Annotated in this window: 22 protein-coding genes; 12 read left to right on the top strand and 10 right to left on the bottom strand. The window is 62.7% G+C overall.

Features of this window, described 5'->3' with window-relative positions:
- Positions 1 to 31: 31 nt before the first annotated feature.
- The 3 genes from coaBC to KPG71_RS15605 all read right to left on the bottom strand — a co-directional run bounded on the left by coaBC (position 32) and on the right by KPG71_RS15605 (position 2,898).
- The gene (gene coaBC, locus KPG71_RS15615; RefSeq protein ID WP_216338998.1) at positions 32 to 1,225 is read right to left on the bottom strand and encodes a bifunctional phosphopantothenoylcysteine decarboxylase/phosphopantothenate--cysteine ligase CoaBC; all 1,194 of its coding nucleotides are present in this window, start codon (positions 1,223 to 1,225) and stop codon (positions 32 to 34) included.
- A 63-nt stretch (positions 1,226 to 1,288) separates the two neighbouring features.
- Positions 1,289 to 2,068: a ChaN family lipoprotein gene (locus tag KPG71_RS15610; RefSeq protein ID WP_216338996.1), complete on the bottom strand. Its 780-nt coding sequence runs from the start codon at positions 2,066 to 2,068 to the stop codon at positions 1,289 to 1,291.
- The gene (locus KPG71_RS15605) at positions 2,065 to 2,898 is read right to left on the bottom strand and encodes an RNA polymerase factor sigma-32 (RefSeq protein ID WP_253196309.1); all 834 of its coding nucleotides are present in this window, start codon (positions 2,896 to 2,898) and stop codon (positions 2,065 to 2,067) included. Before KPG71_RS15605 ends, KPG71_RS15610 begins: the two co-directional genes overlap by 4 nt.
- Before the next feature lie 144 nt (positions 2,899 to 3,042).
- Between KPG71_RS15605 and cobU the strand changes: the two genes are divergently transcribed.
- The 3 genes from cobU (at position 3,043) to KPG71_RS15590 (ending at position 5,809) form a co-directional block, all read left to right on the top strand.
- Positions 3,043 to 3,564 (top strand): bifunctional adenosylcobinamide kinase/adenosylcobinamide-phosphate guanylyltransferase, encoded by a 522-nt coding sequence (gene cobU, locus KPG71_RS15600; protein WP_216338992.1) that lies wholly within the window; start codon positions 3,043 to 3,045, stop codon positions 3,562 to 3,564.
- Complete coding sequence (locus KPG71_RS15595) at positions 3,561 to 4,133, top strand: histidine phosphatase family protein (RefSeq protein WP_216338990.1); 573 nt, start codon at positions 3,561 to 3,563, stop codon at positions 4,131 to 4,133. The genes cobU and KPG71_RS15595 overlap by 4 nt, the downstream gene beginning before the upstream one ends.
- Positions 4,134 to 4,294: 161 nt before the next feature.
- A complete protein-coding gene (locus tag KPG71_RS15590) occupies positions 4,295 to 5,809 on the top strand; it encodes a YifB family Mg chelatase-like AAA ATPase (protein WP_216338988.1) in 1,515 nt (504 codons plus the stop codon).
- On the opposite strand, the gene KPG71_RS15585 is transcribed toward KPG71_RS15590, so the two are convergent.
- From KPG71_RS15585 to rsmI, 4 genes are read right to left on the bottom strand one after another with little or no spacing between them, the layout of a single operon-like run.
- A complete protein-coding gene (locus tag KPG71_RS15585) occupies positions 5,775 to 6,683 on the bottom strand; it encodes an alpha/beta hydrolase (RefSeq protein WP_216338986.1) in 909 nt (302 codons plus the stop codon). The two genes, KPG71_RS15590 and KPG71_RS15585, sit on opposite strands and share 35 nt — an antisense overlap.
- Complete coding sequence (gene gshB / locus KPG71_RS15580; RefSeq protein WP_216338984.1) at positions 6,680 to 7,615, bottom strand: glutathione synthase; 936 nt, start codon at positions 7,613 to 7,615, stop codon at positions 6,680 to 6,682. The genes KPG71_RS15585 and gshB overlap by 4 nt, the downstream gene beginning before the upstream one ends.
- Before the next feature lie 60 nt (positions 7,616 to 7,675).
- Positions 7,676 to 8,092: a YraN family protein gene (locus KPG71_RS15575; protein ID WP_216338983.1), complete on the bottom strand. Its 417-nt coding sequence runs from the start codon at positions 8,090 to 8,092 to the stop codon at positions 7,676 to 7,678.
- Positions 8,089 to 8,970: a 16S rRNA (cytidine(1402)-2'-O)-methyltransferase gene (gene rsmI, locus KPG71_RS15570; RefSeq protein ID WP_216338981.1), complete on the bottom strand. Its 882-nt coding sequence runs from the start codon at positions 8,968 to 8,970 to the stop codon at positions 8,089 to 8,091. The genes KPG71_RS15575 and rsmI overlap by 4 nt, the downstream gene beginning before the upstream one ends.
- Before the next feature lie 85 nt (positions 8,971 to 9,055).
- On the opposite strand from rsmI, the gene KPG71_RS15565 reads away from it, so the two are divergent.
- The 5 genes from KPG71_RS15565 to KPG71_RS15545 all read left to right on the top strand — a co-directional run bounded on the left by KPG71_RS15565 (position 9,056) and on the right by KPG71_RS15545 (position 17,137).
- Positions 9,056 to 10,243, top strand: a complete 1,188-nt coding sequence (locus KPG71_RS15565; protein ID WP_216338979.1) for a penicillin-binding protein activator — start codon at positions 9,056 to 9,058, stop codon at positions 10,241 to 10,243.
- A 30-nt stretch (positions 10,244 to 10,273) separates the two neighbouring features.
- The gene (locus tag KPG71_RS15560; protein ID WP_216338977.1) at positions 10,274 to 13,042 is read left to right on the top strand and encodes a [protein-PII] uridylyltransferase; all 2,769 of its coding nucleotides are present in this window, start codon (positions 10,274 to 10,276) and stop codon (positions 13,040 to 13,042) included.
- 78 nt (positions 13,043 to 13,120) lie between these two features.
- Positions 13,121 to 13,876 (top strand): sulfite exporter TauE/SafE family protein, encoded by a 756-nt coding sequence (locus KPG71_RS15555; RefSeq protein ID WP_216338975.1) that lies wholly within the window; start codon positions 13,121 to 13,123, stop codon positions 13,874 to 13,876.
- A gap of 212 nt (positions 13,877 to 14,088) precedes the next feature.
- On the top strand, positions 14,089 to 15,630 hold the full coding sequence (gene murJ / locus KPG71_RS15550; RefSeq protein WP_216338973.1) for a murein biosynthesis integral membrane protein MurJ: 1,542 nt from the start codon (positions 14,089 to 14,091) through the stop codon (positions 15,628 to 15,630).
- A gap of 10 nt (positions 15,631 to 15,640) precedes the next feature.
- On the top strand, positions 15,641 to 17,137 hold the full coding sequence (locus KPG71_RS15545) for a phospholipase D family protein (RefSeq protein ID WP_216338971.1): 1,497 nt from the start codon (positions 15,641 to 15,643) through the stop codon (positions 17,135 to 17,137).
- 9 nt (positions 17,138 to 17,146) lie between these two features.
- Here the strand turns inward: KPG71_RS15545 and KPG71_RS15540 are convergent, their stop codons facing one another.
- Complete coding sequence (locus KPG71_RS15540; protein WP_216338969.1) at positions 17,147 to 17,833, bottom strand: rhomboid family intramembrane serine protease; 687 nt, start codon at positions 17,831 to 17,833, stop codon at positions 17,147 to 17,149.
- Between the two features lie 74 nt (positions 17,834 to 17,907).
- On the opposite strand from KPG71_RS15540, the gene trpS reads away from it, so the two are divergent.
- Positions 17,908 to 18,936: a tryptophan--tRNA ligase gene (gene trpS, locus KPG71_RS15535; RefSeq protein WP_216338967.1), complete on the top strand. Its 1,029-nt coding sequence runs from the start codon at positions 17,908 to 17,910 to the stop codon at positions 18,934 to 18,936.
- 56 nt (positions 18,937 to 18,992) lie between these two features.
- Here the strand turns inward: trpS and KPG71_RS15530 are convergent, their stop codons facing one another.
- The gene (locus tag KPG71_RS15530; protein WP_216338965.1) at positions 18,993 to 20,042 is read right to left on the bottom strand and encodes a Glu/Leu/Phe/Val dehydrogenase; all 1,050 of its coding nucleotides are present in this window, start codon (positions 20,040 to 20,042) and stop codon (positions 18,993 to 18,995) included.
- Between the two features lie 128 nt (positions 20,043 to 20,170).
- Between KPG71_RS15530 and KPG71_RS15525 the strand changes: the two genes are divergently transcribed.
- Positions 20,171 to 20,638: an Lrp/AsnC family transcriptional regulator gene (locus KPG71_RS15525; protein WP_216339067.1), complete on the top strand. Its 468-nt coding sequence runs from the start codon at positions 20,171 to 20,173 to the stop codon at positions 20,636 to 20,638.
- Between the two features lie 26 nt (positions 20,639 to 20,664).
- On the opposite strand, the gene KPG71_RS15520 is transcribed toward KPG71_RS15525, so the two are convergent.
- Positions 20,665 to 21,222, bottom strand: coding sequence for a L,D-transpeptidase (locus KPG71_RS15520; protein WP_216338963.1), 558 nt, complete (start codon positions 21,220 to 21,222; stop codon positions 20,665 to 20,667).
- Between the two features lie 161 nt (positions 21,223 to 21,383).
- On the opposite strand from KPG71_RS15520, the gene KPG71_RS15515 reads away from it, so the two are divergent.
- Both KPG71_RS15515 and KPG71_RS15510 read left to right on the top strand, forming a co-directional pair.
- Entirely contained in the window at positions 21,384 to 21,953 is a 570-nt protein-coding gene (locus tag KPG71_RS15515) for a VOC family protein (RefSeq protein WP_216338961.1), read from the top strand.
- A 111-nt stretch (positions 21,954 to 22,064) separates the two neighbouring features.
- Entirely contained in the window at positions 22,065 to 22,550 is a 486-nt protein-coding gene (locus KPG71_RS15510) for a VOC family protein (RefSeq protein ID WP_216338959.1), read from the top strand.
- Positions 22,551 to 22,566: the final 16 nt, after the last annotated feature.

The following is a 22,566-nucleotide window of genomic DNA, read 5'->3' as shown; positions in this document are numbered from 1 at the left end:
TCCTTTCATCTTTCCCAAAATACTCAAATCCTCAGGCCAGCGCCTGCGCGATCCGCTCGGCCAGCCGGGCGGCCACGTCCGATTTCGACATGCGCGGCCAATCCTCGGCCCCCGCATCGCTGATCAGGGTGATATCGTTTTCCGCACCGCCCATGATGCCCGTTTCATGGCTGACATCATTGGCGACGATCCAGTCACACCCCTTGCGCGCACGCTTGGCGGTGGCGTTTTCGATGACGTCATCGGTTTCGGCGGCGAACCCCACCACCAGACCGGGGCGGCCCTGGTCCATCTGGCTGACAGAGGCTAGGATATCGGGATTCTCGGCGAACTCCAGCACCGGCAGCCCGCCCTTGGTTTTCTTGATCTTGGAACTGCTGGCACTCGCCACGCGCCAATCGGCCACGGCGGCGGCGAACACTGCCGCATCTGCGGGTAGCGCCCGCTGTACGGCCTCCAGCATCTGTTGCGCGGTCTCCACTTTCACCACGGTGACCTCTTCGGGCGGGGGCACATCGGCGGGCCCGGTCACGAAAATCACCTCGGCCCCGAGCGCTGCAAGAGAACGGGCAATCGCCGTGCCCTGCGCCCCCGAAGACCGGTTGGCGATATAGCGCACAGGGTCGATGGGCTCATGCGTCGGTCCCGAGGTCACGACAATGCGCTTGCCCTTCAGCGGCCCCTCCGACAGGGCGGCATCAATGGCGGTGACGATCTCGAGAGGTTCCGCCATGCGCCCCGGCCCGTGTTCTCCACAGGCCATATCGCCCTCGGCGGGGCCGACAAACCCGATACCGTCGCCCTTCAAGGTGGCGATATTGCGTTGGGTTGCGGGATGCTGCCACATGCGCACGTTCATCGCGGGCGCAATCAGGACCGGCGTATCAGTGGCCAACAGAAGGGTCGAGGCCATATCGTCGGCATGGCCATGCGCCATCTTGGCCATCAGGTCCGCCGTGGCCGGCGCCACGACGATCAGATCGGCACTCCGGCTCAGTTCGATATGGCCCATTTCGGCCTCGTCCGTCAGGTCGAACAGGTCGCGGAACACCTTGCTTCCGGCCAGTGCAGACACCGACAGCGGCGTGACGAACTCCGCGCCCGCGCGGGTCAGGACCGGGGTCACCTGTGCACCACGCTCGCGCAGGCGACGGATCAGGTCCAGCGCCTTGAAGGCCGCGATACCGCCGCCGATGATCAAAAGGATGCGTTTGGATGCCAGCATGGCGCTTTCCTTGTCAGAACCGCGCCGACACTAGGCCCTGCCCCGCGGGCTGGCAAGGGCGGCTCAGCCGCTTCCCTTGAAGGCGGCGCAGGGATCTTCGCGCTCCACCGCCGGGGCCGAACGTATCTCGTCATACTCTCCTGCCAACGGCGCATCATCTTCGCTCTGGCCGATCACCCGCAGCTCCAGATCGGGCGCGACCCGTTCCAGATAAGACGGCGCGCCCCAATCCTTGCGGGCATGGCCATTGCCGGTAATCAGCACCACGGGTCCGCCCGTATCCTGCTTCGCCTGCGCCACGGCGAGCGCCAGTTCCGCATCCCGCAGCCGCTGGATGGCAACCATGCCCGGCAGCATTTCTTGCGGCAGGGCATCGCAATGCGCGACCATCTGCATCGCTTCACGCGCGCTTTGTTGCGCCTCCGGCAAGGGGGCGGTCAGCCCATAGGTCTCGGCATCCCCGGAAAACGATGCCGCAATCCCATCCCCGAACGCGGCGCGCGCCACGTCGCGCGGCACCTGCGCACCGTAAATCCGCGCCTCGGGGGCGGCAGCGATAATCGGGTAATACATCGAAAAATCCGGCCAGCCGGAATTCGCCCAATCCAACGCCCTGGCCAAAGCCACCGGATCGCCGCGATTGTCCGGCGTGATCGCATCGGCCTGCCCGGAGGTCAGCATCTCGAACACCAGCGCCTTGGGCGCGACCTCGCGCACGATCCCGGCCTGCACCCGATGATGGGCGGGGTTGTCATGGACCTCACCCACAACCACCACATCCTGCGCCAAAGCAGCAGACGAGACGACCCCGATCGTGAATATGGCGGCGTGGAACAGCTTCATGCCAACAAGTTCTGCACCTCGTCGCCATGACGTTCAAGATGTTTGCGCATCTTCTGAAAAGCCGCCGCTTCCAACTGCCGCACCCTTTCTTTCGACAGGTTCAGTTCCTGCCCCAAAGACTCCAGCGTCCGTGGACCCTCGCGCAGCTTGCGTTCATGCACGATGAACCTTTCACGGTCGCTCAGATCGCCCATCGCATCGTCCAGCCAGCCGCGCAATGCCGACAGGTCATGGTCCTGCTCGACCAGTTCATCCCCTCGCGGCCCGTCATCCTCGATCGTGTCGATCCACTCGCGGCCTTCGTCTTCGACCGATTGCGTGGCGTTCAGTGAAAAATCGGAGCCTGACAAACGTCCTTGCATCATCTCGACATCGCGCAAGGGCACACCGACCTCATGCGCGATCAGTTCACGCAGCTGATGGCCGTCCAGATCCTGCCCCGTGGTCATCGCGTCGCGTTCGATCCGGGCCTGAACCCGGCGCATGTTGAAGAACAGCGATTTCTGGCTGCTGGTCGATCCCGTCCGCACCATCGACCAGTTGCGCATCACGTAATCCTGAATCGACGCCTTGATCCACCAAACCGCATAGGTCGAAAACCGCACGCCACGATCCGGGTCGAACTTGTCCGCCGCCTTCATCAGGCCCAATCCGGCCTCCTGGATCAGATCGTTCATCGGCGCGCCATAGCGGCGGTACTTGCTTGCCATGGAAATCGCCAGCCTCATGTAAGCGGTCGTGAGCCGGTGCAACGCCTGTTCGTCTCGCTCGTCACGCCAGGCATAGGCCAGTTTCAGTTCGGTCTCGGCATCCAGCAGTTCCGCATTCATTGCCCTGCGTGACATGCTGTTCCCTTGCGATTCATCCTGCGGCATGTACCCTCCCGACCTGTCGGTCCGTTTTTGTTCCTTTCTAGGCGCTTCGCCAAGTGATACGCAGACCGGACGAAACCGGATCAATCAAAGGCGCAAAAGATGCTTCCCAAACTCACCCTTGTGCTTGGTGGCGCGGCCTCGGGTAAATCCACCTTTGCCGAGTCTCTGGTTGTTCAGTCCGGGCAAAATCGCGTTTATCTTGCCACCGCACAGGCGTTCGACGATGAAATGCAGGCCAAGGTCGCCCGTCACCGCCAGATGCGCGGTGATGGCTGGCAAACCATCGAGGCACCGCTCGATCCGAGTTCTGCCCTGCATGACATCGCTGCCGATCAGGTCGTTTTGCTGGATTGCGCAACGATGTGGCTCAGCAATCATTTGCTGGCCGAATCCGATTTGGAACAGGCACGAGATACCCTGCTTGCCGGTCTTGCCGCCTGCCCCGCCCCGGTCGTCGTCGTATCAAACGAGGTGGGCCTCTCCGTCGTCCCGGAAAACCCGCTTGCCCGCCGTTTTCGAGAGGCACAGGGCCGCCTCAATCAAACCCTCGCCGCGCGCGCAGGGCTGGTCGTCAACGTCGTTGCAGGCTTGCCGCAGGTGCTCAAGGGGCACCTGCCATGAGCCGCATCTTCTGGGTGCGTCATGGGCCGACACATGCGAAATCCATGGTCGGCTGGTCGAACCTGCCCGCCGACCTGAGCGACACCGCACAACTGGCCCGGCTCGATGCCCACCTGCCCAAGGATGCGCTGGTCGTCTCGTCCGACCTGAAACGCGCCACCGCCACCGCCGACGCCATCACCGGGCGTCGCACCCGTCTGCCCCATGATCGCGACCTGCGCGAAATTCATTTCGGCGCGTGGGAGTTGAAGGCATTCGATACCGTGCCCAACCCCGACCACCTGCGCGCTTTCTGGGATAGCCCCGGCGATCTCTGCGCACCTGAAGGCGAAAGCTGGAACCAGATCACGGCGCGCGTCAACCGTGCGGTTTCCCGGTTGCGCATGGCCCATCCCGGCCGCGATATCATCGCCGTCGCCCATTTCGGCGCGATCCTGACACAGGTGCAACAGGCCCTTGGAGTTACCGCCTACGAGGCGTTCGCGCACCGGATCGAAAACCTGTCGGTCACCGAACTGCACTGGCAGGACAATGGTTGGCGGGCAGCGCGCATCAACCACCTGCCCTGAAAGCGTCGCCTCGTTCCCGAAATACCTGGTGGGCTATGGCGTCGCGACCGGGCGCAGCCCCGGCCTTGCCAGGCCCCCGTCACCGGGACGATGTTAACGCTTCCTCAACCAACCACACGCTATCCAAGAGTTAACCAAGTTTAACCAAGGATTGCCCGCCAATGGTCGCCCGCGCCTATACCGTCGCCTTCGAGGGCGTCACGGCCCGTCAGGTCGAGGTGCAATGCGCCATCACCCCCGGCATTCCGGCCTTCTCGCTTGTGGGCCTGCCCGACAAAGCCGTGTCCGAAGCCCGCGACAGGGTACGCACTGCGCTCAATTCCATGGCTATCGCCCTGCCCTCCAAACGGATCACCATCAACCTGAGCCCCGCCGACCTGCCCAAGGAAGGCAGCCATTTCGACCTGCCGATCGCATTAGCCCTGCTGGCCGCGCTTGAAATCATCCCCACCGATGCGGTCGAGGGCACCTGTTCCCTCGGAGAGCTATCGCTCGACGGTTCCCTGATCCCGGTGCTCGGCGCCCTGCCTGCGGCCATGGCCGCCGCCGAAGAAGATCGAACGCTCCTGTGCCCCAAGGCGTCAGGGGCCGAGGCGGCCTGGGTCGGCGCGACTCAGGTCATCGGCGCGGCCAGCCTCGCCGACGTGGTGCGTCACTACACCGGCCAATCGCCATTGGCCCCCGCTGAACCGGGTGAAGTGACCTCCGACAGTTCGGGCCGCGACCTGCTGGACGTCAAGGGACAGGAACGTGCCAAAAGGGCACTGGAGATCGCCGCCGCCGGGCGGCACCACCTGATGATGGTCGGCACACCCGGATCGGGAAAATCCATGCTGGCCGCACGACTACCGGGCATTCTGCCTCCGCTGACCGCACCCGAAGCCCTGGAAACCTCAATGATCCATTCGCTGGCCGGCCTGCTGGACGAGGGTGGCATCAACCGCACCCGCCCTTTCCGCGAACCGCACCACACCGCTAGCATGGCCGCCATCGTCGGGGGCGGGCGGCGCGCGTCACCGGGTGAAATCAGCCTCGCCCATAACGGCGTGCTGTTCATGGACGAGTTTCCTGAATTTTCCCGCACCGTGCTGGAAACCCTGCGCCAGCCGATCGAAACCGGCGAGGTGATGATCGCCCGCGCCAACGCCCATGTGAAATACCCCTGCCGCTTCATGCTGGTGGCTGCCGCAAATCCCTGCAAATGCGGCTACCTTTCCGATCCCAACCGCGCCTGCAGCCGCGCCCCCGCCTGTGGTGAGGATTACATGGGCCGCATTTCGGGGCCGCTGATGGATCGTTTCGACCTGCGCGTCGAAGTCCCCCCGGTGGCCTTTACCGATCTCGATCTGCCAACCTCGGGCGACAGTTCCGCCATCGTGGCCGAGCGGGTGTCCGCCGCCCGCGCCCTGCAGGCCGCACGGTTCGAAACACAAGACGGCATACGGCTCAACGCCGATGCCGAAGGCAAGGTTCTGGAACAGATCGCTACCCCCGACAGTGAAGGGCGCGCACTTATCAACAAGGTGGCCGAGCGTTTTGGCCTCTCCGCACGGGGGTATCATCGCGTGTTGCGCGTCGCCCGTACCATAGCCGATCTGGAAGGGTCGGACGATCTACGCCGCCCGCATGTCGCCGAAGCCGTCAGCTATCGCCTGAGCTTTGCCGCAGACAGCTGATCCAGCCCGCCAGACGGGTCAATGTCTCACCCGCCTCGGGCAAGAGCGCAGGGCCGAACGCCGGCCAGACATGCGGCAGGTCGTGTTCGATCTCCTCGGTCACGTCAACGCCCTGCTCACGCAGCCGCGCGGCCATGCGCCGCGTGTCGTCCAGCAGGATTTCGGTATCCCCCGCTGCCATCCATACCGGCGGCGCACCGCGCATCTGTGCAAACAGCGGCGAGGCTCGGGGATCGCACGGGCTGACACCCCGCAAATACATATCCCCCAACTCCCCGGCGCGTTTCGCCGGCAACATCGCATCGGCCTGCCTGTTGGCGACCATGCTGTCCCCGGAAAAGGTCATGTCGGTCATCGGCGAAAAACAGAACACACCGGCAGGACGGCGCAAACCGTGTTTCAGGATTTCTGCCAGCAACGCCAAAGCCAGCCCCCCACCCGCGCTGTCACCGCCCAGGATCACCTCGCGATGTGCGCTCAAGTCGATATAGACAGCCAGCGCATCTTCCAATGCCGCCGGAAAGACATGCTCGGGTGCCAGCCTGTAGTTCGGCAGGCAGGCGGGCAGCCTCGTTATTCCCGACAACCGCGCCACCATCGCCCGATGCGTGCGCGGCGAGCCAATCACATAACCCCCGCCATGCAGATAGAGAATGACCGGACCTTCATCACCAACACCCGGCCCATAGGCCCAGGTGACCGGCACCCCGTCCATCCGGGCGTCGACAAACCGGCTGCCACGTGGGGCGCGAAACCAGAAACGCGCCTTGCGCTCGAACGCCTCCCGCAATTCCATGGGGTCCGTGGCCCGTGCCAGATGGCGCTTTTCGGTCAGTCGCAAGACAATGTTCAGAATGCCCCGCCGAAGGCTCACCCGCGCCTGGCCTCGATGGCGTCCCAGATCATGGCGGCCACGTTGATGTCATCAAACCGCTCGAGCTCCTGAATGCCGGTGGGCGAGGTCACGTTGATCTCGGTCAGGTAATCGCCGATCACGTCGATGCCCACGAACACCTGTCCCTTTTCACGCAACAACGGCCCAATGGCAGCGCATATTTCCCGATCCCGGTCGCTCAGCGCGATTTTCTCGGGGCGTCCCCCCACATGCATGTTCGACCGTGTCTCACCCTGCGCCGGAACCCGGTTGATCGCGCCCACCGGTTCCCCGTCCACGAGGATCACGCGCTTGTCGCCGTTCTTGATCTCGGGCAGGTACTTCTGAACGATCAGCGGCTCACGGCTGAACCCGGTGAACAGCTCATGCAATGAACTCAGGTTCCGATCCGAGGCCGGCAGGTGGAACACCCCGGCGCCCCCGTTGCCGTAAAGCGGCTTGAGGATCACATCGCCATGCCGGTCCTTGAAGGCGCGGATCGTCGCGAGATCGCGCGCAATGGCGGTCGGCGGCATCAGGTCAGGGAAATCGAGAATCAGCAGCTTTTCAGGAAAGTTCCGCACCCAGAAAGGATCGTTGACCACCAATGTTCCGGGCATCACCCGTTGCAACAAATGTGTCGTGGTGATGTAGAACATGTCGAACGGCGGGTCCTGTCGCAGCCAGACGACATCGTAATCGGCCAGGTCCACCTCGACCTCGTCGCCCAGTTGGAAATGATCCCCCTCGACCCGCTGCACCTTCAGCGGCCAGCCCCGCGCCACGACCCGCCCTTCGATATAGGCCAGACGGTCGGGCGTATAGTAAAACAGCTCATGCCCCCGCGCCTGAGCCTCTTCGGCCAGACGAAACGTACTGTCGGCATTGATGTCGATCGGCCCAATCGGGTCCATCTGAAAGGCGATTTTCATGGCCGTCCCCTGCAATCATGTTTCCGGTCTTACATGGAACATGGGGCGCGCGAGCGCAAATCAGAAATGGCCAAACGCGTTTTCAATGATCTCCGCCCGTCCGGTTTCATCCACCACGGCCAGATCGAACCGCACCTCGGCCAATTGCCCCGCTGGCACATTCGCAAGGTACTCTGCCGCTGCGCCATGAATACGCTGTATCTGCGTCGGGCGCAGCCGCGCCATGGCCGTGTCGAAATCACGGGCTTTCTTGACCTCGCAAAAGACGATCTCGGCTCCATCCTGAAGGATCATGTCAATTTCGCCGCTCTGGCCCCGCCAACGCATTTCCAGCAAATCGGCCCCGCGCGCATCATACGCCCCGGCAACGATCTTTTCCGCCGCCATGCCCGACAGGTAAGCCCGCTTGCCACGTTCACGCCGCGCGGTTTTGCCAACACCCTGCGCATGTCCCGGCAAATCAATCGTGTGCATCATCTGTCGCCCTCCTTCGAGCGTTGAGTATCGAGATCCAGCGCACGCTGATAGACCTGCCGCCGCTTCAACCCCAGATCCTCCGAGACCTTGTCCGCCGCATCGCGCACCGACAGCCCCTGTAGTGCCTCATTCAACGCAGAATCTAAATCCACTTCCCGAACATTTGGTAAATGCCCGCGGTCGATCAGCACGACGATCTCGCCTTTCAGGGTCCGTTCGGCGCATGTTGCGGCCAACTCGTCCAGCGTTCCGCGCAACACCTCTTCGAATTTCTTGGTCAGTTCCCGGCACACCGCCGCCCGTCGCGCGCCCCCCAGCACCTGCGCGGCATCGCGCAACATGGCGGCGATGCGCTTGGGTGATTCGTAAAAGATCAGCGTTCCGGGCACCTCGGCCAACTCTTGCAGGGCGGTTTTCCGCCGCCCTGCGGCATTGGGCAGAAACCCCGCGAAGAAGAACCGGTCGGTCGGCAATCCGGCCAGAGTCAGTGCGGTAATCGCCGCCGACGGTCCGGGGGCGGAAATCAGCGTATGCCCCTCTGCCACCGCGGCGCGCGCCAGATCGTATCCCGGATCGGCCACCATCGGTGTACCCGCCTCCGACGCGTAGACAACCGATTTGCCTGCCTCCAACGCCTGTATCAGGCGCGGGCGCACGCGATCGCCATTATGGTCGTGATAGGCGATCAGCGGTCGCTCGCCCAAGGCAATCCCGTGAATATCCAGCAATTTCCGAAGGCTGCGCGTGTCTTCGGCAGCGATCACATCGGCTGACGCCAGAATGTCCAGCGTCCGCAGCGTGATGTCGCGGGCCGTGCCGATGGGCGTGGCGATCAGGTACAGGCCCGGCGCCAGATTCTGCTGTTTGGGATTCACCACTGGACCCGCCTCGCATGACGTTTATTATCGGCCCCGAAACCGGAACAGGCTCAGACCTGTCCGCAATCAGGGAGTAGACGTACCCATGTTCGCCGTTTTGACCACTGCCCGCAAGGTGCCCGGCTTTCTGGCCGTGCTGTTCTCGATCCTGTGGCTGGCCGCCTGTCAGCCCGTTTCCATGAGCGGCGGAGGCGGAGGCGGCGGACAACCCGGCGGGACCGGTGCTGCCGTCCCCGTGGCCTTGCTGGTGCCGCACGGCTCGGCGGTGCCGCAGGAGCAGAAACTGGCACGCGACCTCGAGAATGCCGCCCGCCTGGCTGCCGCCGACCTGAACGGCGTCAGGATCGACCTGCGAGTTTACGGAACGGCTGGAAACGCGGCTCAGGCGCAAACCGCCGCGATGAACGCGGTGGCCGACGGCGCCCGGATCATTATCGGCCCGCTGCACGCGGAATCGGCCAATGCCGTTGCTGTCGCCGTCGCGAACGACAACGTCAACGTACTGGCCTTTTCCAACAACCCGACCATCGCGGGGGGCAACCTTTACATCCTTGGCCAGACGTTCCAGACCACGGCGGACCGTCTGGCCAGCTTCGCCACACGGCAAGGCAAGAGCCGCATTTTGACCGTCTACTCCGACAACCTGTCGGGCCGTATGGGCAAACAGGCCATCGATCGGGCCATCGCCCAGAACGGGGCCACCCCGGCTGGCAGCGTTGGATACGAATTCTCGCAACAGGGCGTCGTCGCCGCCATCCCCCAGATCAAGACCGCCGCAGCGCAAAACAGTGCCGACGCGATCTTTCTGACGGCGAACACCGCCGGCGCACTGCCGTTGTTTTCGCAAATGCTGCCCGAAGCGGGCCTGAGCCCCGCCAACGTACAATACATGGGCCTCAGCCGTTGGGACACACCGCCGCAAACACTGCAATTGCCGGGCGTTCAGGGCGGCTGGTTCACCTTGCCCGACCCGCCACGTGCGGCACAGTTCCGCAGCCGGTTCCAGGGGGCATATGGCGAGGCGCCCCATGCTCTGGCCGGTTTGGCCTATGACGGAATTGCCGTAGTGGGCGCACTGGCCCGGTCCGGACGCGCCGATTCACTCGGTCGTGCGGCGCTGACCCAAAGCGCGGGCTTTCAGGGCGTCAACGGCGTGTTCCGCTTCCGGCAGGACAACAGCACCGACCGCGGGCTTGCCGTGGCCACGATCCGCAACAACCAGGTTGCCGTGATCGACCCGGCTCCCAAAAGCTTTGGCGGCGCGGGCTTCTGATCGTTCGTGTGATCCCGACAAAGGAACAGAATGAAAGACTTGATCCCGCAGCCGGATGACCTGATCTGCCCGGCCCCCGAGATCTTCGACAGCGCGGCGGTCGCCAAACGGATCGAGACCGCCGCCGAACAGGCCGACGGGAACACCAGCGACCTGCGAAAGGCCGTCGTGGGTATCCTGTCGGATCAGCTCAGGCACGGGCGCGACGCAATCGCCGCCGGACTGGCCGAGCGCCCCTTTGCCTCGCGCCCCACCGTGCGCGCCTATAGCTGGCTGACAGATTGCGTGATCCTGACCGCCCTCGATGTCGTCACCAGCCATATCCATCCATTGGCCAACCCGACCGAAGCAGAGCGGATCACCGTCTTTGCGGTCGGTGGCTATGGCCGTGGGGAAATGGCCCCGCAGTCGGATGTCGATCTGCTCTTCCTGACGCCGTACAAAATCACCCCCTGGGCCGAAAGCGTCATCGAATCGATGCTCTACATCCTGTGGGATCTGCGCTTGAAGGTCGGCCATGCCAGCCGCACGATCCGCGATTGCCTTCGTCTGGGCGGCGAGGATTTCACGATTCGCACCGCGCTTCTGGAAAACCGCTTCCTGGCTGGCGACCGGCAACTGGCCGACCACTTCAGGAAACGCCTCTGGCATGAACTGTTCGATGGTTCCGAGCGCGAATTCATCGAGGCCAAACTCGAAGAACGTGACGCCCGCCATGAAAAACAGGGCGGTCAGCGCTACATGGTCGAGCCCAATGTGAAAGAAGGCAAGGGCGGCTTGCGCGATCTTCAATCGCTGTTCTGGATCGCCAAATACCTGCATCACGTCGACAGCGTCGCCGATCTGGTGGATGTCGGCATGTTCACCGAGGACGAATTCGACACATTCGCCAAGGCCGAGAACTTTCTCTGGGCGGTGCGCTGTCATATCCACCTGATCACCGGGCGCCCCACCGATCAACTCACCTTCGACCTGCAGGTCGAGGTGGCCGAGCGCATGGGCTACAAGGACACCGCCGGGCGCCGCGCGGTCGAAGTGTTCATGCAGGATTATTTCCGCCATGCGACGCAGGTGGGCGACCTGACCCGCATCTTCCTGACCAAGCTGGAAGCGGCCCACGTCAAATCCCAACCGCTTCTGCAACGCATCTTCCGCCGCAAGCGCAAGCTCAAGAAAGGTTATACCGAGGTCCACGGGCGCCTGGCGATCGCGGACGAAGAGGCCTTCCTGTCCGATCCGCTGAACCTGCTTCGCTTGTTCGAGGAAGGATTGCGCACCGGCCTGCTGATCCATCCCGACGCGATGCGCCTTGTCACTGCCAATCTCGACCTGATCGACGATACGTTCCGCAACGATCCCAAGGCGCGCAAGCTGTTCCTCGATCTGCTGCTGAAACACGGCAATCCCGAACGCGCCCTGCGCCGGATGAACGAACTGGGCGTGCTGTCGGCCTTCATCCCCGAATTCGAGCCCATCGTCGCGCTGATGCAGTTCAACATGTATCACAGCTACACGGTGGACGAACATACGATCCAGTGCATCTCGAACCTTGCACAGATCGAACGCGGCGAACGCACGGATGACCTGCCTGTGTCCAGTTCGATTCTCGAGGCCGGCGTAAACCGCCGGGTTCTCTATGTCGCCCTGCTGCTGCACGACATCGGCAAGGGCCGGGACGAGGATCACTCGATCGTCGGCGCCCGCATCGCCCGCAAGGTCGCCCCGCAGCTCGGTCTCAAACCCAAAGAGGTGGACACCGTCGAATGGCTGGTGCGCTATCATCTCCTGATGTCGGACATGGCGCAGAAACGCGACATTGCCGATCCGCGCACAGTGCGCGATTTCGCCAAGGCCGTGCAAACCAAGGACCGGCTGGATTTGCTGTGCGTGCTGACGGTTTGCGACATCCGCGGCGTCGGCCCGACCACCTGGAACAACTGGAAGGCCTCGCTGCTGCGGGCGCTGTACCGCCAGACACAGCGCGCCATGGAAGGCGGGCTCGAGGACCTCAACCGCGAACAGCGCGGCTCGGACGCCAAGCGCAACCTGCGCGACGCCCTGACCGATTGGCCCGCCAAGGCCCTCAAGCGCGAAACCGCCCGCCATTATCCGCCCTATTGGCAAGGCCTGCACGTAACCGCGCATGTGGTTTTCGCCCGGTTGCTGCGCGATCTGGAATCCGACGAGATCGCCATCGACCTTGCCATCGACGAAGACCGCGACGCCACCCGCGCCTGTTTCGCATTGGCCGACCATCCCGGCATTTTCTCTCGGCTGGCGGGGGCTCTGGCCCTTGTCGGGGCCAATGTCGTCGATGCGCGCACCTACACGTCGAAAGACGGGTTCGCGACCGCCGTGTTCTGGATACAGGATGCCGATGGCCACCCCTATGAGGCCGCGCGTCTGCCGCGTCTGCGCGACATGATCCACAAAACCCTCAAGGGCGAAATCGTGGCGACCGAAGCGATCAGATCGCGCGACAAGATCAAGAAACGCGAACGCGCCTTCAAAGTGCCCACGCATATCACCTTCGACAACGAAGGGTCCGAAATCTACACGATCATCGAAGTCGACACCCGCGACCGTCCCGGCCTTCTTTACGATCTCACCCGGACGCTGGCGAACAACAACATTTACATCAACTCAGCCGTGATCGCGACCTATGGCGAGCAGGTGGTCGATACCTTCTATGTCAAGGATATGTTCGGCCTGAAATTCCACTCGGAGGCCAAGCAAAAGGCGCTTGAAAAGAAACTTCGCACCGCCATCGCCGAAGGGGTTGAACGCGCCACCGCTTGACACCGGCCCGCCAAATCACCGACATCGCACCGGGGCGCATTTTCCGCGCCCCTGCTTTTTGTGACAGGTGACTTTCCCATGACCGATATCCTGATACTGATGGCAGCCGCCTTTGGCGCGGGTGTGCTCAACACCATCGCGGGCGGTGGCACGTTTCTGACCTTTCCCGCGCTGGTCTTTACCGGGGTGCCACCCGTGGCCGCGAACGCCACCAGTGCCGTTGCCGTGTTTCCGGGCTATCTTGGCGGGGCGCTCGGGTTCCGCGCCGAACTGGCCAGTATCGACCGGCCCCGCCTTCTGCGCCTTGGCCTGATCTCTCTGGCCGGGGGCGTCACCGGCGCGGGCTTGCTGCTGATTTCGTCGAACAAGGCGTTCTCGGTCGTGGTGCCTTTCCTTCTGCTGGCGGCAACGATCATCTTTCTGTTTGGCGACCGGATCCGCACATGGGCCGCCGCCCACGCTCGCAGCGTCACCCCCGAAGGCGCGTTCGGCCTTTTCGCGGTCAGCCTTTATGGCGGGTATTTCAATGGCGGGCTCGGGATCGTCCTGCTGGCACTGTTCGCCATGTGGGGCATGACAGACCTGCACCAGATGAACGGGCTGAAAAACGGCCTCAGCTTTGCCATCTCGGCCATTTCCGTGGCGGTCTTTGCCCTGGCCGGTCTGGTGGCATGGCCGCAGGCGCTGATGATGATGGTCGCCGCCACGGCGGGCGGCTATGCCGGGGCTCCGCTGGCCCGCGCCCTGCCGAAATCCACTGTGCGCCTGCTGATCACGCTGATCGGGTTCGGGATGAGCGCGGTGTTTTTCTGGCGTCTGGTGTCGGCTGGCTGAGGACGCCCCGTTAACCCCGCCCCGCACCGCCCCCGGCACCGACGCAATACCGACGTGATACCGACGCTTTGCCGATCCGGCTTTTGCCGTGATTTCAGCGCATTAACGCCGATTCGCCACCCACACCGCAGGTCACCCGGCTTTCCCGCCCTTCCCCACCGCCTCGCGATCCGCTAAGCGTGACCGGAACCGCCCCAAGCAAAGGCCCGCCCATGAGACCCGTTCGCCTGTTATCCGGTGTCCTGACCGTCAGCGGGTGGACCTTGCTCAGCCGAATGCTGGGTTTCGTGCGTGACGTTCTGATCGCCAGTTACTTGGGGCCGGGCGCGATGATGGATGCCTTCGTCGCCGCCTTCCGCCTGCCCAACATGTTCCGCCGCTTCTTTGCCGAGGGTGCCTTCAACGCCGCCTTTGTGCCAATGTTTTCAAAGAAGTACGAAGGCCACGAGGATCATCAGCAATTCGCCTCGCTGGCCCTGTCCGGCCTGTCGCTGGTGCTTCTGATGCTGACCGGGCTTGCGCTGCTGTTCATGCCGGCACTGGTCTGGGCCACGGCCGAGGGCTTTGCCGGGGACGAACGCTTTGACCTGACAGTGGAATTCGGTCGCGTGGTCTTTCCCTATATTCTGTTCATCTCGCTGGCCGCGCTGTTTTCCGGGGTGTTGAATGCCGTGGGACGCTTCACCGCCGCCGCCGCCGCGCCGGTCCTGCTGAACGTCATGCTGGTCGCCGCCATGGTTTTCGCCGCTCAAACAGGGGGGGCAGTGGCCCACGCTCTTGTCTGGGCCATACCTTTTGCCGGCATCGCCCAACTGGCCCTGGTCTGGATCGCCGCCCGAAAGGCGGGGCTGCACATCCGCCCCGTCCGCCCCCGCTGGACCCCGGACATGGCCCGCCTGGTCCGGGTGGCAATCCCCGCCGCCCTGGCGGGCGGAGTGATGCAGGTGAACCTGTTGGTGGGTCAGCAGGTCGCCTCAAACTATGACAAGGCGGTCAGCTGGCTCTATTCCGCCGACCGTCTGTATCAGTTGCCTCTTGGCGTGGTCGGCATCGCCGTTGGCATCGTCCTGTTGCCCGACCTGTCACGCCGCCTGAAGGTCGAGGACCACACCGGCGCGCGCGCGGCCTATTCCCGCGCCGCCGAGATTTCCCTGATCTTGACGGTGCCTTGCGCGGTCGCTCTGGTCGCCGTGCCCATGCCGCTGGTCTCGGTCCTGTTCGAACGCGGCGCCTTCGGAACCGACGATACCGCCGCCACCGCATTGGCGGTCGCGATCTATGGTCTCGGCCTGCCAGCCTTTGTATTGCAAAAAATCCTGCAACCGCTGTTCTTCGCCCGTGAAGACACCAAAAGCCCTTTCCGCTATGCGGTTGTCGCCATGATCGTGAATGCCGTTCTGGCCATCGGCCTGGCCTTTGTGCTCGACTGGGTCGCGGCGGCCATCGCCACCACCGTCGCCGGTTGGGTCATGGTTTGGCTACTGATGCATGGCGCGCGCGCCTATGGGGATGTGGCCCGCTTCGACGACCGGTTCCACCGCCGCATCTGGCGCATCATCGCCGCCTCGGCGCTGATGGGGGTCATCGTCTGGGGCGTTCATGTTCTGCTGAGCCCGTTCTTCGGAATGCCCGGCCTGCGCTGGATCGCGCTGCTGGTTCTGATCGCGACAGGCATCGTCAGCTATTTCGGCATTGGCCACCTGATCGGCGCCTTCCGCATACAGGACTTCCGCAACCTGCGGCGCACCGGGTAGGTTGACGGGCATGGTCGATACGCCCCTCATACCCCTGATTACCGCCGCACAGGTCTTTCCCGCGCTCGAACGGATCGCCTGGGAGGCTGAACAGGACCTGTTCCTGTCCTTCCGTATCTTCGATCCCAACACCGCTCTGCGCTCTCCCGAGTTGCTCGATCAAGGGCTGACCGATTGGAAAAGCCTGCTGCGCCACATCAGCAACCGGGGCGTGCGTATCCGCATGATCGTCTCGGATTTCGACGCGATCTTCACCAAGGAATTGCATCGTTCGGCCTGGACCAATGCCAAAGGCTTTGCCGATGCCATGAGCGGCGATTGCGACATTCTCTGCGCCCCGCACGGGCAATTCGTGGGCAGCCTGTGGATGTGGGCCCTGCGCAGCAAGATTCGCTCGAAAATGGCCGACCTGCGCAACGATGCCCCCGAGGTCCTGACCGATCTGCAAAAGCAGATCCTCGAACGCGGGGGGCGCCTGCGCCCGGTGACCCTGCACCAGAAATTCGCCGTCAGCGACGGCTGCCGCGCCGTGATCGGCGGGCTGGACGTGAACGAAAGGCGCTACGATTCACCCGACCACGAGCGCGAAGCCGACAAGACATGGCACGACATCAGCGCCGAATCCTCTGGCCCGATCTGTCAGGACATCCGCGCGCATTTCATCGACACATGGAACCGCGCGCTCGATTGGCAGGCCCCGTCACTTTGCGACAAGGGCGAACACCTGCCTCCTGCCGCGCCTTCGCAGCCCAACGGCGACACCCGTCTTGTACGCACCATTTCGATGCCAAGGCTAACCTATTCGGCCCTGGGCCCCGACGATCACGTCACAGAACATCTCGATGTGCTGCTCAAGGCATTCGCCAGGGCCAGGCGCCATATTTACATCGAAACGCAGTTTTTCCGCCACCGGCAACTGGCCCGCACCCTGGCCGATGCCGGACGCCGTAATCCCGATCTGAACCTGATCCTGCTGATGCCGACCGAGCCCGAACGGGTGATTTTTGATGGCGATGACGGGTTCGATGCGCGGCTGGCGCAGGCCCTGCAAGTGCGCAACCTGCGCCAATGCCACAAAGCCTTTGGCGAGCGGATGGTCGCCATATCCCCGGTGCAGCCGCGCAGCACGAAACCCGACGAGGACGGGGCCCTCGAAGGAGCGCCTATCGTCTATGTTCACGCCAAACTCACACTGATCGACGATGAATGGGGCATGATCGGATCGGCCAACCTGAACGGCCGTTCGATGCACTGGGATACCGAGGCCAGTATCGCCTTCGACAATCCCGCCGTGGTGCAGAACCTGCGCGAAGAACTGGCACGCAAATGGCTGGGGGACCACTTCGATCAGGGCGATACGACCAGGGCCAGCACATGGCACAAGGCCGCACAAGCCAATGCCGCGCTGTCCCCGGACAATCGCGAAGGTTTCGTGATGCCCTACCCGTATGAGCGGAACAGGCGGTTTGCCCTGTTCCTGCCTATCCTGCCGTCCAAGATGTTCTGACTCCGCGCGCTAGCGGTGTCGTATCCTGGCACGGATCTTGGCCCACCCTCCGGGGGCAAGGAAAAACGACAGCAAAAAGCCGAAACCAAAGCCCGATACATCGGCCAGCCATGTGCTGTTCGATCCGAACAGCAGCCCGAAAATCAACTGCAATACCATCAGAATACCGATCAGGGAAAACGCCCTCGCCTGATTTTCCCCCATCTGGCCAAGGCGCAACCACAGCAGATAGGTGAACCCGCCGATCAACCCGTACACGCCGGGAAAGGCCCCGATCAGCCAGGGCCGTTCGGGGGCAACCAATCCGAAAACGGCGGCCCCTGCGATAGCCGAGGTCACAAACAACAGCAGCGTCGCCCATTGCGAAAACACCTCACCCACGAATTTGCCAAGCGCCAACAGCATGACTCCGGCGAATAACGCATGGGTGAATGACCCGTGGACAAAGACATAGGTGATGAACCGCTTCACATGCTCCAGCGGCCAAACCCCGTTTTGCAGCATCCAGCCAAAAATCTCGGCATTGAACCCGTAATCCTGAATGGCGCCCTGCCGCCAGCCCACGGCCTCGGGCCCGCCGATCATCCCCCGCGTTCCGAGCGAAAACACCGCTTCGATCACGATGATCGCCAGAAACAGGGCGACCACAACGGGCGGGATCGGATTGACGGGGCTGTCGGTTTGGGGGCTGCTCATGCCTGCTCTCCTTGACGGGGCTTTGACCCATGGGTAAGCGAGGCGGGCACAGAAATCCACCACGGAGATGATCCATGACCGAGGCGGCCTTTACCCCGCGTGTCTTTTCGGGCATCCAGCCCTCGGGCAACTTGACGCTTGGCAACTACCTTGGCGCGCTCAAGCGCTTTGCCGACAGCCAGAACGAAGGGATCGAGTCGATCTTCTGCATGGTCGATCTGCATGCGATCACCGTGTGGCAGGAACCCGATGCACTGCGCCATGCCACGCGCCAGCTGACCGCCGGTTTCATCGCCTCGGGGATCGACCCGCAGAAATCCATCCTGTTCAACCAAAGCCAGGTGCCCGAGCACACGCAAATGGCATGGGTGTTCAACTGCGTGGCGCGTATGGGCTGGATGAAGCGCATGACCCAATTCAAGGACAAGGCCGGCAAGAACGCCGAACAGGCCAGCCTCGGGTTGTTCGGATACCCCGCGCTGATGGCGGCAGATATTCTTGTCTATCACGCAACGCATGTTCCCGTGGGCGAGGATCAGAAACAGCATCTGGAACTGACCCGCGACATCGCGATCAAGTTCAACAACGACTATGGCGTCGATTTCTTCCCGATCACCGAGCCGGTGATCGAAGGCGCAGCCACACGCGTCATGAGCTTGCGGGACGGTTCAAAGAAGATGTCGAAATCCGACCCTTCGGACATGAGCCGCATCAACCTGACAGACGATGCCGACACCATCGCCAAGAAAATCCGCAAGGCCAAGACCGACCCCGAGCCCCTGCCCGAAACCGCCGAAGGATTGGAAGACCGCCCCGAAGCCCGCAATCTGGTCAACATCTTCGCTGCGCTCAACGATCAAGGCGTCGATCAGGTGATGCAGGACATGGGCGGCAAACCGTTTTCCGAATTCAAGCCGCTGCTGGCCGAACTGGCGGTGGAAAAACTGGCGCCGATTTCGTCAGAGATGGGCCGGCTGATGCAGGATGTCGGTGAAATCGACCGCATTCTCGCCAACGGGTCCGAGCGCGCCCGCGCCATTGCGCACCCGATCCTGCGCCAGACCTACGACATCATCGGCATGGTGCAACCCGCACAGACCTGAGCGCGCAGAGGTTCAGAGCCGGGGCGTGCATCGCAGCGCCCCGGCCTGTGCGGCACTCAGGCTGCCGCCTTCTGCAAACGCTCGGTCACGATGGCTTCGGCCACGTCATTTGGGCTGACCGACAATTGCCTTGCGCGGGTCAGGATACGGTCCATCGTATCGTCCAGCGCCTCCAGCTTTTCACCGACCCAGATTTCCCGGTTCCCGATGCGCAAAATCTCGGTGGCCACGTTGATGATACCACCGCCATTCGCCACGAAATCCGGCGCGTAAAGAATACCGCGCTCATGCAGGCGCTGCCCGTCATGCGCCGTGGCCAACTGGTTGTTCGCGCCTCCGGCCACCGCACTGACCTGCAGTTGCGGAATCGTGGTTTCGTTCAGGATGGCCCCGATAGCGCAGGGCGCGAAAATATCGGCCTCGGCACCATAGATCGCATCCGTCGCAACCGCCTGTGCCCCGAACATTTCGACCGCCTGCCGCATCGAAGCATCCGATACATCCGTCACAACCAACCGCGCCCCGGCCCCGTGCAACAACCGGCACAGATGCAGGCCGACATGGCCCAAACCCTGTATCGCCACCCTGCGCCCGGTCAGATCGGCACTGCCGAACCGGTGCCGCGCCGTCGTATGAATCGCGTTGAATATGCCCCGCGCGGTGATCGGAGACGGATCGCCGCTGGCATATGCCCCATCGGCCAGCCCCGCCACGTAATCGGTTTGCGTCCCGATTTCAGCCATGTCGCGCGGGGTCATGCCCATATCCTCGGCCGTCCAGTATTGCCCCTGCATCGCCTCGACCGCCCGGCCGAAGGCGCGCAGCACCTCTGGCGATTTGTCCCGCCCCGGATCGCCGATAATCACCGCCTTCCCGCCGCCAAGCGGCAATCCCGCTGCAGCGTTCTTGAAGGTCATCCCCCGCGACAGGCGCAGCGCATCCTCCAGTGCGGCCTCGAAACCGTCATAGGGCCGCATCCGCAACCCACCCGCCGCCGGGCCAAGTTGCGTTGAATGCACGGCGATGATGCCACTCAGGCCGCTTTCGGAATCTTCGATGCGAACAACCTGTTCATGGCCTGGCGCGTCAACGGGAATCAGTTTCATGGGACCTCCAACTCTTTCCTCTTGCATAGCAAAACAGGACAGGCCGATTTCACCAAACTTGCCCGGAAGACGAGATGGATTTAGAGAGTTCTTATATGATTTTCTCTTATATTGGAGATATTCACCACATGGACCGTATAGATCACCGTATTATCGCTGCCTTGCAAGAAGACGGGCGCATGACCATCACCGACCTGGCCGAAGCCGTCGGCCTGTCCCCCACACCCTGCGCCCGGCGGCTCGAGCGGTTGCAGTCCGAGAAGGTGATTACCGGCTATGGCGCGCGCGTCGACGCCAACAAGCTGGGGCTTGGCGTAACGATCTTTGTTTCGGTCGAACTCGACAAACAGGACCGCACCGCCATCGACGCATTCGAACGCGCGATCAAGGATTGCGAGGAAGTCATGGAATGCTATCTGATGACCGGTTCGCGCGACATCCTGTTGCGGGTCGTGGCCGCCGATCTGACGGCCTTCGACCGGTTTCTCGAAACCCGGTTGATGCCGATTCCCGGCATCCGCAACCTGCGGTCGAACTTTGCCTTGCGCGCCATCACACGGCGCAACGCCCTGCCCGTCCCGGACCACACCGGGTAACCGGCAGGGCCATGCATCCGACCGGATCAGATCAGCCTGACCTGTGTCCCGACATTGGTCAGCCCAAACAGTTCTGCGATCTTTTCGTTATACAGCCCGATACATCCATCGGACGATTTGCGCCCGATCTTGCGCGTGTCATGGGTGCCGTGAATCCGATAGTACTGCCACGACAGATGCAGCGCATGGGTGCCCATCGGGTTTTCCGGCCCCGGCGGGACCGTCACCGGCAAAGACGGATCGCGCTCGCGCATCGACGGTGTCGGCGTCCAGGACGGGCCCTCGACCTTTTTGATGATCCGGGTATAGCCCAGCCTGGTCAGGTCCTCGCTGCGCGGAACCGAAGTGGGAAACAGCCGGTAGATGCTTTCATCCTCCGACCAGAAATGCAGCGCCCGCGATTGTGTATCGGCCACGATCGCCCCGCCCTTGAGCGTATCGAAATGGTCACGCCAATCAATCGCCGCAAAACCCGATACATTGCGCCGCACGCCTTCTGCCGGATTGGCCCAAACCGCCGGTGCCGCCAACATGGCCGCGCCCCCCGCGATGATTCCTCGCCGGGTAACCTTGCCCATTGTCATGATAAACCTCTTCATTCTGCCTGATTGCCTCGGGTGCGACAGGGCCAAATCATTCGTTCACATGCAAATCACGAAATCTTGGGTAGGCAGGATCAAACGGCACAGATACCTTGCGAAACAGCACATTCGCACCTTACCCTTGAGAAAAGGGAAACGCCGACATGCGCAAACTGCAAGCCCAAGGGGTGCATCACATCACCCTGACCGGAGCCGACAGGCAAACATCCATCGACTTTTGGGAAGGTGTGCTTGGCATGCCCTTCGTTTTCGATCAGCCGAACCTGGACGATCCGGACGAGGGCCACCTGTATTTCGACCCCGGCGACGGGCGTTTGATCACGGTCTTCACGAATGAAGCCCGCAAACCCGTCCACAACCGCACGCCGACCGATCCGGGGTGTGTGCATCATCTGGCATTCAATGTCAGCCGCGCCACCTTTTCGCAGGTGGCCGAACGCCTGACCGAACGCGGCATCGGTCATTCCGGCCCCAAGGATCGCGGATTCATGGACTCGATCTATTTCAAGGATCCGCTCGGTCTGCTGATCGAACTGGCTTGCTATCGCTTCGAACCGCCACGCGGATGCAGCCACGCCGATGTCATGATCGAGGCGCACCGCATCCGCGTCGAGCGAGGCGATTACAACATTCAGGAAGTGCATCTTGCCGACGCGATTGAACGGCTTGTGGCCCGAACCCAACAAACCCTGTCATCCGACCGGGGCTCATAAGACCCTCGCCCACATATTGCAGAAATGCACAGATTGTGCCGAAATATGTAGAATTGTTCAAAAACGCTCGGTCGCCTAGCTGTGTATCAACACACGCGAAAGGACCATCCCATGCCAACCCCTGTCCATCCACAAACCTCCATCGGTCATGTTCATCTGAAAGTGTCCGACCTCGACCGCGCCATCGGCTTTTACTCTGACGTCCTCGGATTCAAGGTGCAGCAACGATGGGGCGACCGCGCCGCCTTTCTGGGTGCGGGCGGCTATCATCACCATATCGGGCTGAACACCTGGGAAAGCCTCGGCGGCACACCTGCCCCCAAGGGCCATACCGGCCTCTACCATACCGCCTTTCTATATCCGGACCGGGCACAGCTGGCAGATGCATTGCGCCGGGTGGTTGCCGCCGGTATTCCCATCGAAGGCGCTGCCGATCATGGCGTCAGCGAGGCAATCTATCTCTCGGACCCGGACGGAAACGGGGTCGAACTTTACCGCGACCGCGCTCCCGAGGACTGGCCACGCAGCGCCGACGGCCAGATCGCCATGAGCAATGCACCGCTCGATCTCGACGCCCTGCTGGCCGAAGCGCCCTGACCTTCTACTGTCCGGA

Source organism: Roseovarius sp. PS-C2, assembly GCF_018862045.1.
Lineage (GTDB): Bacteria > Pseudomonadota > Alphaproteobacteria > Rhodobacterales > Rhodobacteraceae > Roseovarius.
The sequence above is the reverse complement of the archived record's forward strand: the minus strand, read 5'-3'. Positions and strand labels throughout refer to the sequence as shown.